This window comes from Pseudomonas sp. MPDS (assembly GCF_013283895.1).
In the GTDB taxonomy this organism is placed as follows: Bacteria; Pseudomonadota; Gammaproteobacteria; order Pseudomonadales; family Pseudomonadaceae; genus Aquipseudomonas; species Aquipseudomonas rhizophila.
Genome location: NZ_CP054128.1, coordinates 767,126 through 782,729, shown reverse-complemented (window position 1 = coordinate 782,729; position 15,604 = coordinate 767,126). Strand labels below are relative to the sequence as shown.

The 15,604-nt window shown below is 61.7% G+C and carries 11 protein-coding genes; 9 read left to right on the top strand and 2 right to left on the bottom strand.

Annotation, left to right across the window (positions count from 1 at the left end; all coding sequences use genetic code 11):
- Nucleotides 1–58: 58 nt before the first annotated feature.
- Nucleotides 59–1,162, bottom strand: coding sequence for a GlxA family transcriptional regulator (locus tag HQ912_RS03350; protein ID WP_047230369.1), 1,104 nt, complete (start codon nucleotides 1,160–1,162; stop codon nucleotides 59–61).
- Between the two features lie 447 nt (nucleotides 1,163–1,609).
- The gene (locus tag HQ912_RS03345) at nucleotides 1,610–2,986 is read right to left on the bottom strand and encodes an L-serine ammonia-lyase (RefSeq protein ID WP_173406469.1); all 1,377 of its coding nucleotides are present in this window, start codon (nucleotides 2,984–2,986) and stop codon (nucleotides 1,610–1,612) included.
- Nucleotides 2,987–3,408: 422 nt separating this feature from the next.
- Here HQ912_RS03345 and HQ912_RS03340 point away from each other — a divergent pair, with 422 nt between their 5' ends.
- From HQ912_RS03340 to mdtD, 9 genes are all read left to right on the top strand, one after another.
- Nucleotides 3,409–4,356, top strand: coding sequence for a choline ABC transporter substrate-binding protein (locus HQ912_RS03340; RefSeq protein WP_047230367.1), 948 nt, complete (start codon nucleotides 3,409–3,411; stop codon nucleotides 4,354–4,356).
- A gap of 66 nt (nucleotides 4,357–4,422) precedes the next feature.
- A complete protein-coding gene (choW, locus tag HQ912_RS03335) occupies nucleotides 4,423–5,268 on the top strand; it encodes a choline ABC transporter permease subunit (protein WP_047230366.1) in 846 nt (281 codons plus the stop codon).
- Nucleotides 5,265–6,443: a choline ABC transporter ATP-binding protein gene (choV, locus tag HQ912_RS03330; protein ID WP_047230365.1), complete on the top strand. Its 1,179-nt coding sequence runs from the start codon at nucleotides 5,265–5,267 to the stop codon at nucleotides 6,441–6,443. Before choW ends, choV begins: the two co-directional genes overlap by 4 nt.
- A gap of 310 nt (nucleotides 6,444–6,753) precedes the next feature.
- Nucleotides 6,754–7,374: a transcriptional regulator BetI gene (gene betI / locus HQ912_RS03325; RefSeq protein ID WP_047230364.1), complete on the top strand. Its 621-nt coding sequence runs from the start codon at nucleotides 6,754–6,756 to the stop codon at nucleotides 7,372–7,374.
- An 80-nt stretch (nucleotides 7,375–7,454) separates the two neighbouring features.
- A complete protein-coding gene (betB, locus tag HQ912_RS03320) occupies nucleotides 7,455–8,927 on the top strand; it encodes a betaine-aldehyde dehydrogenase (protein ID WP_173406468.1) in 1,473 nt (490 codons plus the stop codon).
- Nucleotides 8,928–9,146: 219 nt separating this feature from the next.
- Nucleotides 9,147–10,850, top strand: coding sequence for a choline dehydrogenase (gene betA / locus HQ912_RS03315; RefSeq protein WP_076383391.1), 1,704 nt, complete (start codon nucleotides 9,147–9,149; stop codon nucleotides 10,848–10,850).
- 231 nt (nucleotides 10,851–11,081) lie between these two features.
- Entirely contained in the window at nucleotides 11,082–12,524 is a 1,443-nt protein-coding gene (locus tag HQ912_RS03310) for a TldD/PmbA family protein (protein ID WP_173406467.1), read from the top strand.
- Nucleotides 12,525–12,538: 14 nt separating this feature from the next.
- Nucleotides 12,539–13,876 (top strand): TldD/PmbA family protein, encoded by a 1,338-nt coding sequence (locus HQ912_RS03305; RefSeq protein ID WP_173407508.1) that lies wholly within the window; start codon nucleotides 12,539–12,541, stop codon nucleotides 13,874–13,876.
- Nucleotides 13,877–14,069: 193 nt separating this feature from the next.
- A complete protein-coding gene (gene mdtD / locus HQ912_RS03300; protein ID WP_076383389.1) occupies nucleotides 14,070–15,497 on the top strand; it encodes a multidrug transporter subunit MdtD in 1,428 nt (475 codons plus the stop codon).
- Nucleotides 15,498–15,604: the final 107 nt, after the last annotated feature.

Sequence of the window (15,604 nt, the reverse complement as noted above, 5' to 3'; positions counted from 1 at the left end):
GGTGTCGATCACAGAACCTGTGGGAGCGAGCCTGCTCGCGATTGACGGCGCCTCGGTCTTAAAGCCTCACACTGGCAAACGTCGACTCATTACGCGCCTGGCTCAACGCTGACAACGGGCCAGACAATGGCGACAGCACCAGCGCCTGTGGCAGCGGCATCATCGCCACCTGCTGCGCGGTGTTGGAGCCGACGCGCTCGTCGCGCGGTGGAATGCCGAAGTATTCGCGGTAGCACTTGGAGAAGTGCGGCGTGGAAACGAAACCGCACACCGACGCCACTTCGATGATCGACATCGGCGTCTGCTTGAGCAGTTGCCGCGCCCGGATCAGCCGCAGCTTGAGGTAATAGCGCGACGGCGAGCAATGCAGGTATTTCTGGAACAAGCGCTCCAACTGGCGCCGGGAGACGGCGACGTACACCGCCAGTTCGTCCAGGTCGATCGGCTCTTCGAGATTGGCTTCCATCAGCGCGACGATTTCCTGCAACTTCGGCTGATTGGTGCCCAGCATGTGCTTGAGTGGCACGCGCTGGTGATCCTGCTCGTTGCGAATGCGCTCATAGACAAACATTTCGGAGATCGCTGCCGACAACTCGCGGCCGTGATCGCGGCTGATCAGGTGCAGCATCATGTCCAGTGGCGCGGTGCCGCCGGAACTGGTGAAGCGGTTGCGGTCGAGGGTGAACAGACGGGTACTCATCGATACCCGCGGAAAGGCTTCCTGCATTGCCGCCAGACATTCCCAGTGCACACTGCAATCGAAGCCATCCAGCAGACCCGCGCAGGCCAAGGCCCAACTGCCGGTGCAGACCGCGCCGAGGCGCCGGGACTGACGGGCCTGGCTCTGCAGCCATGACACGTGTTCACGGGTGACGGTGCGCTGAATGCCGACGCCGCCACACACAATGACGGTGTCGATGGGCGGCGCTTTGTGCATGGCCGCGTCCGGCGTGATTTGCAAGCCATCACTGGCCCAGACCTGGCCGCCATCAACAGTGAGGGTGGTCCAGCGATACAGCTCACGACCGGACAGCTGGTTGGCCATGCGCAGCGGCTCCACCGCGGACGCCAGGGAAATGAGCGTGAAATTGTCCAGCAGCAAAAAGCCGATGGATTGAGGCGCACGGTTCTGGGGTTGGGCCCCTGAGTTGGACGTCGTCATCGCGGTATCTCCTCACACAAAGCAAGTGATGGCCTCAGGCGGAGGCTCTTTTTATTGGTTGTTGCCCTCGGTCTCTACGCAAGAGACGGGCTTTGCATCGATAGAGCAATTGCCATGCCTAAATTGAATGCGTGTTCAATAAATCCTGAAAACGACATTGCGGCCAGTCTAAATAAGGCACGCAATGAGTGTGGGTTATAGGTGCCATCAGGGGCGGCAGGCACCCGCCACCGTTGGCCGTGAGCAGAACGGTAGCACTTGTGGGAACTGGGCTGCGCCACCTGCGCAACCGGTATCACCACAGGTGCGAATGACGAACGGTCGAGGGACGAACAGCGGTGGGTCCGACAAACGCTGTCATGTCTGTTTGCGACGCGCTAAAAGGTGGCGCGTTTGTGGATCGGTGGGCATTTTGTGAGCGATATGCGATCGCCTCGGGCGAGGCGATCAGCACTCCACCGCACTGACCGCCAGTCCACCGCGCGATGTCTCTTTATATTTGTCATGCATGTCGGCGCCGGTATCGCGCATGGTGCGGATCACCCGGTCCAGAGAGATGAAGTGCTGGCCGTCTCCGCGCAGCGCCATCTGCGCGGCGTTGATGGCTTTCACCGCGGCTATCGCGTTGCGCTCGATACACGGCACCTGTACCAGGCCGCCCACCGGATCGCAGGTCAGGCCAAGGTTGTGCTCCAGGCCGATTTCCGCCGCGTTGCACAGTTGCTCAGGCGTCGCACCGAGGATCTCCGCCAGGCCGGCCGCCGCCATGGCGCAGGCCGAGCCCACCTCTCCTTGGCAACCGACTTCGGCACCGGAGATAGAGGCGTTCTTTTTACACAGGATGCCCACCGCCGCCGCGCCGAGGAAGTAATCCACGACGTGGGCATCGGTGACCGCTTCGCTGAATTTCATGAAGTAATGCAGCACCGCCGGAATGATCCCCGCCGCACCATTGGTCGGGGCCGTGACCATGCGCCCACCGGCGGCGTTTTCTTCATTGACCGCCAGGGCGAACAGGTTGACCCATTCCATGGCGCTGAGAGTCGAGCCGATGACATTGGGCTTGTTCAGCTCTTGCAGGCTGCGGTGCAGCTTGGCCGCTCGCCGGCGCACATTCAAACCGCCGGGCAAGATGCCCTCATGCTTGAGACCCTGCTCGACGCAATCCTGCATCGCCCGCCAGAGTTTCATCAGGCCGCTGCGGATCTCCTCCTCCGAGCGCCAGACCTTTTCGTTGGCCATCATGAGCTCGGCCACCCGAAGGTTGTGGGTGCTACACAACTGGAGCAGTTCTTCGGCACTGGAAAAATCGTAAGGCAGTTCAGTGACGTCCAGATCCACCACGCCGCTGGACGCCTGGGCCTGATCGACGACGAAGCCACCGCCGACTGAATAATAGGTGTCGCGGTGCAACTCGCCGTGGTCACCCTCGGCCACCAGCGTCATCGCGTTGGGGTGGAACGGCAGGTTTTCGTCGAGCAGGCGCATATCCCGGGACCAGACGAAAGGCACCGGCAGGCGACCGTCCAGCAGTAGGGTCTGGGTTTGGCGCAACAACTCGATGCGCGGGCCAATCTGCGACGGATCGATCGCGTCTGGCCACTCGCCCATCAAACCCATGATCACCGCGTTGTCACTGCCATGGCCGATGCCTGTTGCTGACAACGAGCCGAACAGCTGCACCTCGACCCGACGCACATCGCGCAGCAACGACTTCGCGCGCATCGCTTCAACGAACAACGCTGCAGCGCGCATGGGCCCCACGGTGTGGGAACTGGACGGGCCGATACCAATTTTGAACAGGTCGAACACGCTGATTGCCATTGCCGAGAACCTCCAGAACAGGCACATCCGGGCGCAGGAGCGCCCGGTGGCGGAGCTGCTACGCTCAACGCCGGGATGCCCGCATCATCCGGCTTTTGCCAGGGCGTTCGACGTCTGACACCGACGCAATCATGCCCACCGACGTCGCCCGCCCTTTGCCCCGGTTTTACGACGTTTTTTGCGTATCAGAGGCCAGCCAAGGGTGAAAAAAATCTGTAAACGACGTCACTGACACTGGATGCGACCCTCCCTGTACTGGATACGACGCACCCTGTAGGCGACAGATTTGCACTGGTACATGATCGGTTACGGCTCGTTTGCAAGGCCGCGTGTCGAAGAGTGCCCACGCGCCACCAACCGCAACCCCAATAAGCGCGGTGGTCCTGACCGGACACCGCCGATAAAACACCAGGAGTCCACCCATGAAAGGTTCCACGCCGTTGTTGTTGGCCGCCATGCTGAGTCTTCCGATGCTGGCCAACGCTGCTGAACCCGCGCAGTGCAGCACCGTCAACTTCTCCGATGTCGGCTGGACCGACATCACCGTGACCACCGCCACCACCAGCGTGGTACTTGAGGCCCTGGGCTACAAAACCAAGACCACCATGATTTCCGTACCGGTGACCTACAAGTCCCTGGCCGACGGCAAGAACATGGATGTGTTCCTCGGCAACTGGATGCCGACGATGGAAAACGACATCAAGGCCTACCGCGAAGCCGGCACCGTGGATACGGTGCGGGCCAACCTGGAGAACGCCAAGTACACCCTGGCGGTGCCCGAAGAGCTCTATAACAAAGGGCTGAAGGATTTCGCCGACATCGCCAAGTTCAAGAAGGAACTGGACGGCAAGATCTACGGCATCGAACCGGGTAACGACGGCAACCGCCTGATCCAGAGCATGATCGACAAGAATGCCTTCGGCCTGAAGGACGCCGGCTTCAAGATCGTCGAGTCCAGCGAAGCCGGCATGTTGTCACAGGTCGATCGCGCCGAGCGCCGCAGCACCGCCGTGGTGTTCCTGGGCTGGGAACCTCATCCGATGAACACCCGCTTCAAAATGAAGTACCTCACCGGTGGTGACGAGTACTTCGGTCCGAATTTCGGCCAGGCAACCATCTACACCAATACCCGCAAAGGCTACGTCCAGGAATGCAGCAACGTAGGTCAGTTGTTGAAAAACCTGACCTTCACCCTGGACATGGAAAGCACGCTGATGGGCAACGTGCTTGACGACAAGATGAAGCCTGACGCAGCCGCCAAGGCCTGGCTGAAGAAAAACCCACAGGTACTCGATACCTGGCTCGCTGGCGTGACCACCATTGACGGTAAACCCGGCCTGGAAGCCGTGAAAGCCAAGCTTGCGCAGTAATGCTTTTATGCCGGGCGGGTTCGCTCGTCCGGGCTGTTTATTCCTTGCATGCGGATGTTCACTACCATGCTGATTGATCAGAAAATACCCTTGGGCCAGTACATTGCGGGCTTTGTCGACTGGTTGACGCAACACGGCGCCAACACATTCGATGCCATCGCCTTGTCACTGGAAACGATGATTCACGGCGTGACGTTTGCGCTGACCTGGTTCAACCCGCTTGTCTTGATCGGCCTCATCGCTCTACTGGCGCATTTTATCCAGCGCAAGTGGGGCCTGACGGTCTTCGTTATCGCAGCCTTTCTGCTTATCCTGAACCTGGGTTACTGGCAGGAAACCATGGAAACCCTGGCCCAGGTGCTGTTCGCGACCCTGGTCTGTGTCTTGATCGGCGTGCCGCTGGGCATTGTTGCCGCGCACAAGCCGCTGTTCTACACCATGATGCGTCCGGTGCTCGATCTGATGCAGACCGTACCGACCTTCGTTTACCTCATTCCTACCCTGACCCTTTTCGGGCTGGGTGTGGTCCCCGGTCTGATCTCGACGGTGGTGTTCGCGATTGCCGCGCCCATCCGCTTGACCTACCTGGGTATCCGCGACGTTCCGGACGAACTGATGGACGCCGGCAAAGCCTTCGGCTGCTCCCGTCGCCAACTGCTGTCCCGTATCGAACTGCCCCATGCGATGCCCAGCATCGCGGCCGGTATCACCCAATGCATCATGCTGTCGTTGTCGATGGTGGTCATCGCCGCGCTGGTGGGTGCCGACGGCCTGGGCAAACCCGTGGTCAACGCACTGAACACCGCTGATATCGCCCTGGGCTTCGAAGCAGGCCTGGCGATCGTATTGCTGGCAATCATGCTCGACCGAATCTGCAAGCAACCCGACGCCAAAGTAGGGGGTGACGCATGAGCATAATCCGCTTCGAAGAGGTCGACGTGATCTTCTCCAAAGATCCACGTGAAGCCCTCAAGCTGCTCGACCAAGGCATGACGCGCAACGAAATCCTGAAGAAAACCGGGCAAATCGTCGGTGTGGAAAAAGCCAGCCTGGACATTGAAAAAGGCGAAATCTGCGTACTGATGGGGCTGTCCGGCTCCGGTAAATCCAGCCTGCTGCGTTGCATCAACGGCTTGAACACCGTCAGTCGCGGGAAGTTGTTCGTCGAGCATGAAGGCCGGCAGATCGACATCGCCTCCTGCAGCCCGGCCGAACTGAAGATGATGCGCACCAAGCGCATTGCCATGGTGTTCCAGAAGTTCGCCCTGATGCCCTGGCTTACGGTGCGCGAAAACATCAGCTTCGGCCTGGAAATGCAGGGCCGGCCGGAAAAGGAACGCAAGAAGCTGGTGGATGAAAAACTTGAGCTGGTTGGCCTGACCCAGTGGCGCAACAAGAAACCGGACGAGTTGTCCGGCGGCATGCAGCAACGGGTCGGTCTGGCCCGCGCCCTGGCGATGGACGCCGATATCCTGCTGATGGACGAACCTTTCTCGGCCCTCGACCCACTGATCCGCCAGGGCTTGCAGGACGAATTGCTGGAATTGCAACGCAAACTGAGCAAGACCATCGTGTTCGTCAGCCATGACCTGGACGAAGCCTTGAAGCTGGGCAGCCGGATCGCGATCATGAAAGACGGCCGGATCATCCAGTACAGCAAGCCGGAAGAAATCGTGCTGAACCCGGCCGACGATTACGTGCGCACCTTCGTCGCCCACACCAACCCGCTCAACGTGCTCTGTGGCCGCAGCCTGATGCGCACCCTGGACAACTGCAAGCGCATCAACGGTTCGGTGTGCCTGGATCCGGGCGGCGACTCCTGGCTCGATCTGGCCGAAGGCAACACCATCAAGGGCGCCCGCCAGAACGGAGCGGTGCTGGACCTGCAAAACTGGGCCCCGGGCCAAGCCGTCGAAGGCCTGGGCCGTCGTCCGACCCTGGTGGACTCCAACATCGGCATGCGCGACGCGCTGCAGATTCGCTACCAGACCGGCAACAAGCTGGTGCTTCACGACAACCAGCAGGTCGTCGGGATTCTTGGCGACAGTGAGCTGTACCACGCACTGCTCGGCAAAAACCTGGGCTAAGCGAAACCGAAAAAAACGCCGTGAGACGATCGCGGCGTTTTTGTTTGGGTGATTCTGAACTGCTGACCAGCTTGACTTGGAATGCAAATCCCCTCACCACAACAGTATTCCAGCTATCAAGCGCATTTGGCCTACATGCCAACCGACGAGTGTTATAAAGACATCCCCAAAAGTCCTCGCCCCGGCAAATAGCGACGACTTGTCATAGAACTTATTTTTGTTGATTGAACGTTCAATCAAAACAAAATAGACTGGCCTTCATTCCGATAGACAACACTCATCCATCGGATGGCCTAAGGAGATGTACCAGATGCCCAAGGTCGGTATGCAACCCATCCGCCGCCAGCAATTGATCGAAGCCACTATGCAAGCGGTCGATCAGGTCGGGATGGGGGACGCCAGCATTGCGCTGATCGCCCGTTTGGCCGGTGTCTCCAACGGCATCATCAGCCACTACTTCAAGGACAAGAATGGCCTGATCGCGGCCACGGCCCAGTACCTGATGAGTGTCCTGAGCGAGAACGTCACTGCACGCCGTCAGGCGCTGGAGGACCCAAGCCCACGGGCTCACCTGCAGGTGATCATCGAAGGCAACTTCGACGCCAGCCAGGTCAATGGCCCGGCAATGAAAACCTGGTTGGCCTTTTGGGCCACCAGCATGCACCACCCGTCTTTGCACAGGTTGCAGCGGATCAACGATCACCGTCTGTATTCCAACCTGTGTTGCCAGTTCCGCCGCGTGTTGCCCCTCGATGAGGCACGTAGCGCGGCACGGGGCCTGGCCGCGTTGATTGACGGTTTGTGGCTGCGCGGGGCGCTGTCGGGAGACGCGTTCGATACCGCCCAGGCGCACCGGATCGCTTACGAATACATGGATTTCCAATTGGCCAAGGCAGGGGTAACAGAGCACACAGAACCGCTCGGCTCCTGAACCGCCACCGAACCGCGTAGTCAGCTGTAGACGACACGCCCCGGTGGTCAGCCAACCACTCATGCACTTGCGAGGACTTTATGGCCCGTTTCGAACTGCAAAAACTCTACATCGATGGCGCGTACAGCGATGCCAGCGGCGACGCCACTTTCGAAGCCATCAACCCGGCCAACGGTGAAGTACTCGCCCAGGTGCAGCGGGCCACCAAAGAAGACGTCGAGCGCGCCGTGGTCAGCGCCGAAAAAGGCCAGAAAGTCTGGGCCGCCATGACCGCCATGCAGCGTTCACGCATCCTGCGCCGCGCCGTAGAGATCCTGCGCGAGCGCAACGATGAGTTGGCCGCCCTGGAAACCCTCGACACTGGCAAAGCCTATTCCGAAACCCGCTACGTCGACATCGTCACCGGCGCCGACGTGCTGGAATACTACGCCGGCCTGGTGCCCGCCATCGAAGGCGAGCAGGTGCCGCTGCGCACCACTTCGTTCGTCTACACCCGTCGCGAACCCCTGGGCGTGGTGGCCGGCATCGGCGCGTGGAACTACCCGATCCAGATCGCGTTGTGGAAATCGGCCCCGGCCCTGGCCGCTGGCAACGCGATGATCTTCAAGCCGAGCGAAGTCACCTCGCTGACCACCCTGAAACTGGCCGAGATCTACACCGAAGCCGGCGTTCCAGCGGGGGTGTTCAACGTGCTGACGGGCAGCGGCCGTGAAGTCGGCACCTGGCTGACCGAGCACCCGCGCATCGAGAAAATCTCGTTCACCGGCGGCACCGACACCGGCAAGAAAGTCATGGCCAGCGCCTCGAGCTCGTCGCTCAAGGACGTGACCATGGAACTGGGCGGCAAGTCACCGCTGATCATCTTCGACGACGCCGACCTGGATCGCGCCGCCGACACCGCGATGATGGCCAACTTCTACAGCTCCGGCCAGGTCTGCACCAACGGCACCCGGGTGTTCGTGCCGAGCCATCTCAAGGCAGCTTTCGAAGCCAAGATCGCCGAGCGCGTGGCACGTATTCGCATCGGCAATCCAGAAGATGAAAACACCAACTTCGGGCCGCTGGTCAGCTTCGCCCACATGGAAAGCGTGTTGGGCTACATCGAGAAAGGCAAGGCCGAGGGCGCGCGCCTGCTGTGCGGCGGCGGTCGTTTGACTGAAGGCGAATTGGCCAAGGGCGCGTTCATCGCCCCGACCGTGTTCACCGATTGCACCGACGAGATGACCATCGTGCGCGAAGAAATCTTTGGTCCGGTGATGAGCATCCTCACCTATGAAACCGAAGAAGAAGTGATCCGCCGCGCCAACGACACCGACTTCGGCCTGGCCGCCGGCGTCGTGACCCGCGACCTGAACCGCGCGCACCGCGTGATTCATCAGCTCGAAGCCGGCATCTGCTGGATCAACGCCTGGGGCGAATCGGCCGCCGAAATGCCGGTCGGCGGTTACAAGCAATCGGGCGTGGGCCGGGAGAACGGCATCAGTTCGCTGAACAACTTCACCCGTATCAAATCGGTACAGGTCGAACTGGGCGATTACGCGTCGGTGTTCTGATCTGACATGAGGCCTTGAGTGAACGCCGTTGTGGCGAGGGGATTTATCCCCGTGGGGCTGCGTAGCAGCCCCCTCCCCAAGGCCCCCCATTCTTCAGACAAACCCAGTCGCTGATTTACGACTGCTGCGCAGCCGAACGGGGATAAATCCCCTCGCCACAGGTTGCGCGGCGTCAAGGCAATCGCGACCTGAACCCAATTCAAAAAGAGGGTGCATTTCATGTCCCAAGAATTCGATTACATCATCATCGGTGCCGGTTCGGCCGGTAACACCCTGGCCACCCGCCTGACCGAAGACGAAGGCGTCACCGTCCTGCTGCTCGAAGCCGGTGGGCCGGACTATCGCCTGGATTTCCGCACGCAAATGCCCGCCGCCCTGGCGTTCCCGCTGCAGGGTCGTCGCTACAACTGGGCCTACGAGACCGACCCGGAGCCGCACATGAACGGCCGTCGCATGGAATGCGGTCGCGGCAAGGGCCTGGGTGGGTCTTCGCTGATCAACGGTATGTGCTACATCCGCGGCAACGCCCTGGACTACGACAATTGGGCCAAGCTGCCGGGCCTGGAAGACTGGGCCTACCTGGACTGCCTGCCGTATTTTCGCAAAGCCGAAACCCGCGACATCGGCCCGAACGACTACCACGGTGGTGACGGCCCGGTCAGCGTGACCACGCCCAAGGCCGGCAACAACCCGCTGTTCCATGCCATGGTCGAAGCCGGCGTTCAGGCCGGTTACCCGCGCACCGAAGACCTCAACGGTTATCAGCAGGAAGGTTTCGGCCCGATGGACCGTACCGTCACGCCCAATGGTCGTCGCGCCAGCACCGCGCGCGGTTACCTGGACGTGGCCAAGAAGCGCTCGACACTGACCATCGTCACCCATGCCCTGACCGACAAGATCGTGTTCGAAGGCAAACGTGCGGTCGGCGTGCGTTATCTGGTGGGCGCTGCTGAAGAGCGCGTCGAGGCCCGCGCCCGCAAGGAAGTATTGCTCTGCTCCGGCGCCATCGCCTCGCCGCAGATTTTGCAACGCTCCGGCGTCGGCCCGGCCAAACTGCTGGAAAGCCTCGACATCCCGGTGGTCCATGACCTGCCAGGCGTCGGTGAAAACCTCCAGGACCACCTGGAGCTGTACCTGCAATACGCCTGCACCCAGCCGGTTTCGCTGTACCCGTCGCTGCTCTGGTACAACCAGCCGGCCATCGGTGCCGAATGGCTGTTCAACGGCACCGGCATCGGCGCCAGCAACCAGTTCGAAGCCGGCGGTTTCATCCGCACCCGCCCGGACTTCGATTGGCCGAACATTCAATATCACTTCCTGCCGGTGGCGATTAACTACAACGGCAGCAACGGCGTGAAGGAACACGGTTTCCAGGCACACATGGGCTCGATGCGTTCGCCAAGCCGTGGCCGGATCCAGGCCAAGTCCAAGGACCCGCGCCAGCACCCGAGCATTCTGTTCAACTACATGGCCACCGAGCAGGACTGGCAGGAGTTTCGCGACGGCATCCGCCTGACCCGCGAGATCATGCAGCAGCCGGCGCTCGACCCGTTCCGCGGTCGCGAAATCAGTCCGGGCATCGAGGTGCAGACTGACGAGCAGTTGGACCAGTTCATCCGCGAGCACGCCGAAACCGCTTTCCATCCGTCCTGCTCGTGCAAGATGGGCACCGACGACATGGCGGTGGTGGACGGCGAAGGCCGCGTGCATGGCATGCAAGGGCTGCGCGTGGTCGATGCCTCGATCATGCCGATCATCACCACCGGCAACCTGAATGCGCCAACGATCATGATCGCCGAGAAAATCGCCGACAAGATCCGTGGCCGCCAGCCACTGCCACGTAGCACCGCGCCGTACTACGTGGCCGGCGACGCGCCGGTGCGCGGCAAGCCGATGCGCGAAGTCGGGCCTCTGGCGCAGTAAGGCATTACACCGCTATCGCGAGCAAGCTCGCTCCCACAGTGGATCTGCGGCGGACACAGATCTTGTGCCCGACAACCGTCAACTGTGGGAGCGAGCCTGCTCGCGATGGCGTCCGGCCTGACACTCCATATTCCCATCTGCCTTGATCCCTCCCCCGCCCAGGCCTAATCTAGAGCCGTCGCGTCAATGCGCCGCACCTCGCTGCACCGCCACTCCAGACAAGGAGGTTCCATGTTCGATGTCCACCCCCAGCTCAAGCAGCGGTTTGCTGCCTTGCGCACGGGCGCTGAGTTCTTTTCCCTGCGCTACGTGCGCGAGTCCGGCCAGCATCTGTCGGTGCGCAAGAACATTGCCGAACCGCCCAGCCTGGGCCGTGACGAAGGGGCGATGCTGACCGTGCGGGTCAACGGTGTCGAGGCCTATGCGGCCACCAACGACCTGTCCCAGGCCGGCCTGCAAGCGGCGCTGGAGCGGGCCGAGCAACAAGCCCGCCGGCTCAAGCCACACGCCCTGCTCGACTTGCGCGAGCAGGCGGTCTCCAGCGACCGCGCCGATTACTTCTCGCCTCACTTCGACCAGGCGTTCCCGTCCCTCAACGACTGCTATCAGTTACTGGGCGACGAATCCGCCGCGGTGCCCAAGGATGAGCGCCTGGTGAACTGGCAGGTCAGCATCGGCCTGACCCAGGTCGAGCAGATCTACCTCAACAGCGCCGGCGCCGAACTGCGCCAGGCCCAACGCTTTGTTTATCCGGCCCTGGACGTCACCGCCTTCGACGGTAACGACAGCCAGACCCGCACCCTGGGCCGTGAGAACTTCGGCCAGCAAGGCGGCTTCGATGTCATCCGCCGCTGCGGCCTGATCGGTGCCGCACCAAAGATCGCCGACCAGGCCCTGCAATTGCTCCTGGCGCCGAACACCCCGCAAGGCCCCCGTGACCTGCTGTTGATGCCTGACCAGATGATGCTGCAGATCCATGAGTCCATCGGTCACCCGTTGGAACTGGACCGCATCCTGGGAGACGAGCGCAATTACGCCGGCACCAGTTTCGTCACGACCGGCGACTTCGGGCATCTGCAATACGGCTCCCAGCTATTGAACGTGACCTTCGACCCGAACGTTCCCGAAGAGCTGGCCAGCTACAGCCATGACGACGACGGCACCGCCGCCAGCAAAGAATTTCTGATTCGTGAAGGGCTTTTGCTGCGCCCCCTGGGTGGTGCGCTGTCGCAATTTCGCGCAGGCCTGAGCGGGGTCGCCAACAGCCGCGCCTGTGGCTGGAATCGCCCGCCCATCGACCGCATGGCGAACCTGAACATCGAGCCCGGCGACCAATCGTTGGAGCAACTGATCCAGGGCATCGAACACGGCGTGCTGATGCGCACCAACCGCTCCTGGTCCATCGACGATGCCCGCAACAAATTCCAGTTCGGTTGCGAGTGGGGTCAATTGATCGAAAATGGCGAGCTCAAGGGCGTGGTGAAAAACCCCAACTACCGAGGCATTTCCGCGCAATTCTGGAAAAGCCTGCGGGCGGTGGGCGACGCCAGTACCGCCCAGGTACTGGGCACGCCAAATTGTGGCAAGGGCGAACCGAACCAGGTCATTCGCGTCGGCCATGCCTCGCCGGCGTGCGTATTCAGCAATGTCGCAGTGTTTGGGGGAGATGCCTGATGAGCACCGGCAATATGAGCACCGGCAACAATCAGGCCGAGGCCTTCAAGGCGTTGGTCGACTGGCTGCGCAATGCACTGCGCGAAGCCGAGCAGTTCACCCTCGGCTACGCCGCCGAATCCTCTGCTTTTGTGCGTTTCAACCATGGCAAGGTCCGTCAGGCCGGGCAGGTGCAGCAGGCCAGCGTCAGCTTCAAACTGATCAACGACGGGCGCCACGCCGACTTGCAGATCACCTTGTCCGGCGAAGTCGAAACCGACCTGCATCGCCTGGCCGAAGGTCTGCAACAGTTGCGCGAAACCCTGCCACTGCTGCCACCCGATCCGTACCTGCTGCTCAACCACAATCACTGGCAGAGCCACAACGTGCAGGACCATCCACTGCCGGACACCGACCAGGCCGTGGCCGAAATCACCCGCGCCGCCGACGGTCTGGATTTGGTCGGTTTCTATGCCGCCGGCCCCATCAGCCGGGGCTTTGCCAGTTCTTCGGGGGCGCTCGGCTGGCATCAGGCCAACAGCTTCAACTTCGATTTCAGCCTGTTCCATGAAAACGGCCAGGCGGTAAAAGCCAGCTACGCCGGGCACGAATGGAGCAGCGAAGGCTTTGCCAGGCGCTTTGAACAGGCCCGCGAGCAGTTGGCGTTTTTGGGCCGCCCCTTGCGCACCCTGCCGCCCGGTGAATACCGCGCCTACCTGGCACCAGCGGCGATGGAAGAAATCATGGGCATGCTCAGCTGGGGCGGGTTTTCGGCCCGGGCGATTGCCAGCAAGCAAAGTCCGTTGCAGAAGTTCTACGCGAACGAAGCAAGCTTGAGCCCCGACGTATGGCTCAGTGAGCAGGTCAGCGGCTCTTTGAGCCCGGCGTTTTCCGACGAAGGTTATCCGCGCGATGACTTGGGCCTGATCGTCAAAGGCATGGCCGGTGCACAGTTGATCAACTCCCGCAGCGCCGCCGAGCACGGCCTGAACGCCAACGGCGCCAGCAGCTACGAATACCCCACGGCGCTGGTGATGAACGAAGGCCAGCTCGAGCAGCAAGACATCCTCGAGCACCTTGGCACCGGGCTGTACATCAGCAACCTCTGGTACCTGAACTACTCGGACCAACCGGCCGCGCGCATGACCGGCATGACCCGCTTCGCCACGTTCTGGGTCGAGAACGGCCAGATCGTCGCGCCGGTCAGCACCATGCGTTTCGACGACAGCGTCTACAGCCTGCTCGGCTCGCAACTCGAAGGCCTGACCCGGGAGCGGGAACTGCTGCTATCGGCCAGCACCTACAGCCAGCGGGCCACGGCTTCGATGCTGTTGCCGGGGGCATTGGTCAAGCGCTTGACCTTGACGTTGTAGCCAACCAAACACAGGACCTGTGGCGAGGGGATTTATCCCCGCGGGGTTGCGAAGCGACCCCCAAAGGGTAAATGCGTTCTGCCTGACTCACCGAGGCGACAGTTCTGGGGCTGCTTCGCAGCCCAGCGGGGATAAATCCCCTCGCCACAACAGCGGCATCTGTTCCTGATCAACACTCCGTACAAGAGGTCCCATGCCCAACCGCGCACCGCTCGACGCTGTCACCGCCCGCTGGCTTCCTTGGGTCGTGGCGATTGCCTTCTTCATGCAGTCCCTGGACGGGACCATCCTCAACACCGCCCTGCCCGCCATGGCCAGCGACCTGGCGGAAAACCCGCTGCGCATGCAGGGCGTGATCATTGCCTACATGCTCACCGTGGCGCTGCTGATCCCGGCCTCTGGCTGGATCGCCGACCGCTTCGGGACCAAGAAGATTTTCTTCGGCGCGATCCTGCTGTTCAGTTTCGGCTCGTTGCTCTGCGCCTTGTCCAATTCGTTGTCCATGCTGATCGGCGCCCGGGTGATCCAGGGCCTGGGCGGCGCGCTGATGCTGCCGGTGGGCCGGTTGGTCGTGCTGCGGGCCTACCCACGCTCGGAACTGGTGCGGATCATGGGTTTCATCACCATTCCCGGCCTGCTCGGCCCGCTGATCGGCCCGACCATGGGCGGCTGGATGGTGGAGTACCTGACCTGGCACTGGATCTTCATCATCAACCTGCCGGTGGGCGTGCTGGGTTGCTACGCGGTGTGGAAATTCATCCCGGACCTGCGCGGCAGCGAGCGTACCCGGTTCGATGGCCTGGGTTTTCTGCTGTTTGGCGCGGCCATGGTGCTGATCACCATCGCCATGGAAGGCCTCGGTGAACTGCACCTGCCGCACTTGCGCGTGATGTTGCTGTTGTTCGGCGGCATGGCCTGCCTGGCCGCTTATTGGCTACGGGCCGGGCACATCGAAAACCCGCTGTTCGCACCGTCGCTGTTCAAGACCCGGACCTTCGCCGTGGGGATTCTCGGCAATCTGTTCGCGCGCCTGGGCAGCGGCGCCCTGCCGTTCCTGGTGCCGTTGCTGCTGCAAGTGGCCCTGGGCTATTCACCGTCCCAGGCCGGGATGAGCATGTTACCTCTGGCCGCGGCGGCGATGGTCGCCAAGTCCGTGGCCCGGCCGTTGATCGAGCGCTTCGGCTACCGCAGCGTATTGACCGCCAATACCCTGGCCCTGGGCCTGATGCTGGCGAGCATGGGCCTGGTCAGCGAACAGACGCCGTACTGGCTGCTGCTGGCGCAACTGGCGGTGCTGGGGGCGATCAACTCGTTGCAGTTCACCGCGATGAACACCGTGACCCTGATTGACCTGGACGACGCCAGCGCCAGCAGCGGCAACAGCCTGCTGTCGGTGGTGGCGCAACTGTCCCTGAGCCTGGGCGTGGCCTGTGCTGGTGCGCTGCTCGGCGGTTTTACCGCCCAGGTCGGCAACGACGGGGTGGACACCGTGCTTGGCGCGTTCCAGTTGACGTTCCTGACGGTGGGCATCATGGCGATGCTGGCGGCGACGATTTTTTCGCAGCTGTCGAAAGAGGATGGGCGGCGGGCCAAGCGGCCGGATGAGCATATCGAGCACTGACTAAGAGGCGTCGTGGCTTGGCGCTTTTTGTGGGAGCAAGGCTTGCCCGCGATACAGGCGACTCGGTTTCCTGAAATAGCGCGCCACCTTCGTCGCGAGCAAGCTTT

Coding starts and splice junctions, on each gene's coding strand:
- choV (WP_047230365.1), top strand. CDS start 5,265: ATGAGCATAATCCGCTTCGAAGAGGTCGACGTGATCTTCTCCAAAGAT.
- HQ912_RS03310 (WP_173406467.1), top strand. CDS start 11,082: ATGTTCGATGTCCACCCCCAGCTCAAGCAGCGGTTTGCTGCCTTGCGC.
- HQ912_RS03340 (WP_047230367.1), top strand. CDS start 3,409: ATGAAAGGTTCCACGCCGTTGTTGTTGGCCGCCATGCTGAGTCTTCCG.
- betI (WP_047230364.1), top strand. CDS start 6,754: ATGCCCAAGGTCGGTATGCAACCCATCCGCCGCCAGCAATTGATCGAA.
- HQ912_RS03305 (WP_173407508.1), top strand. CDS start 12,539: ATGAGCACCGGCAACAATCAGGCCGAGGCCTTCAAGGCGTTGGTCGAC.
- HQ912_RS03350 (WP_047230369.1), bottom strand. CDS start 1,162: ATGACGACGTCCAACTCAGGGGCCCAACCCCAGAACCGTGCGCCTCAA.
- mdtD (WP_076383389.1), top strand. CDS start 14,070: ATGCCCAACCGCGCACCGCTCGACGCTGTCACCGCCCGCTGGCTTCCT.
- choW (WP_047230366.1), top strand. CDS start 4,423: ATGCTGATTGATCAGAAAATACCCTTGGGCCAGTACATTGCGGGCTTT.
- betA (WP_076383391.1), top strand. CDS start 9,147: ATGTCCCAAGAATTCGATTACATCATCATCGGTGCCGGTTCGGCCGGT.
- betB (WP_173406468.1), top strand. CDS start 7,455: ATGGCCCGTTTCGAACTGCAAAAACTCTACATCGATGGCGCGTACAGC.
- HQ912_RS03345 (WP_173406469.1), bottom strand. CDS start 2,986: ATGGCAATCAGCGTGTTCGACCTGTTCAAAATTGGTATCGGCCCGTCC.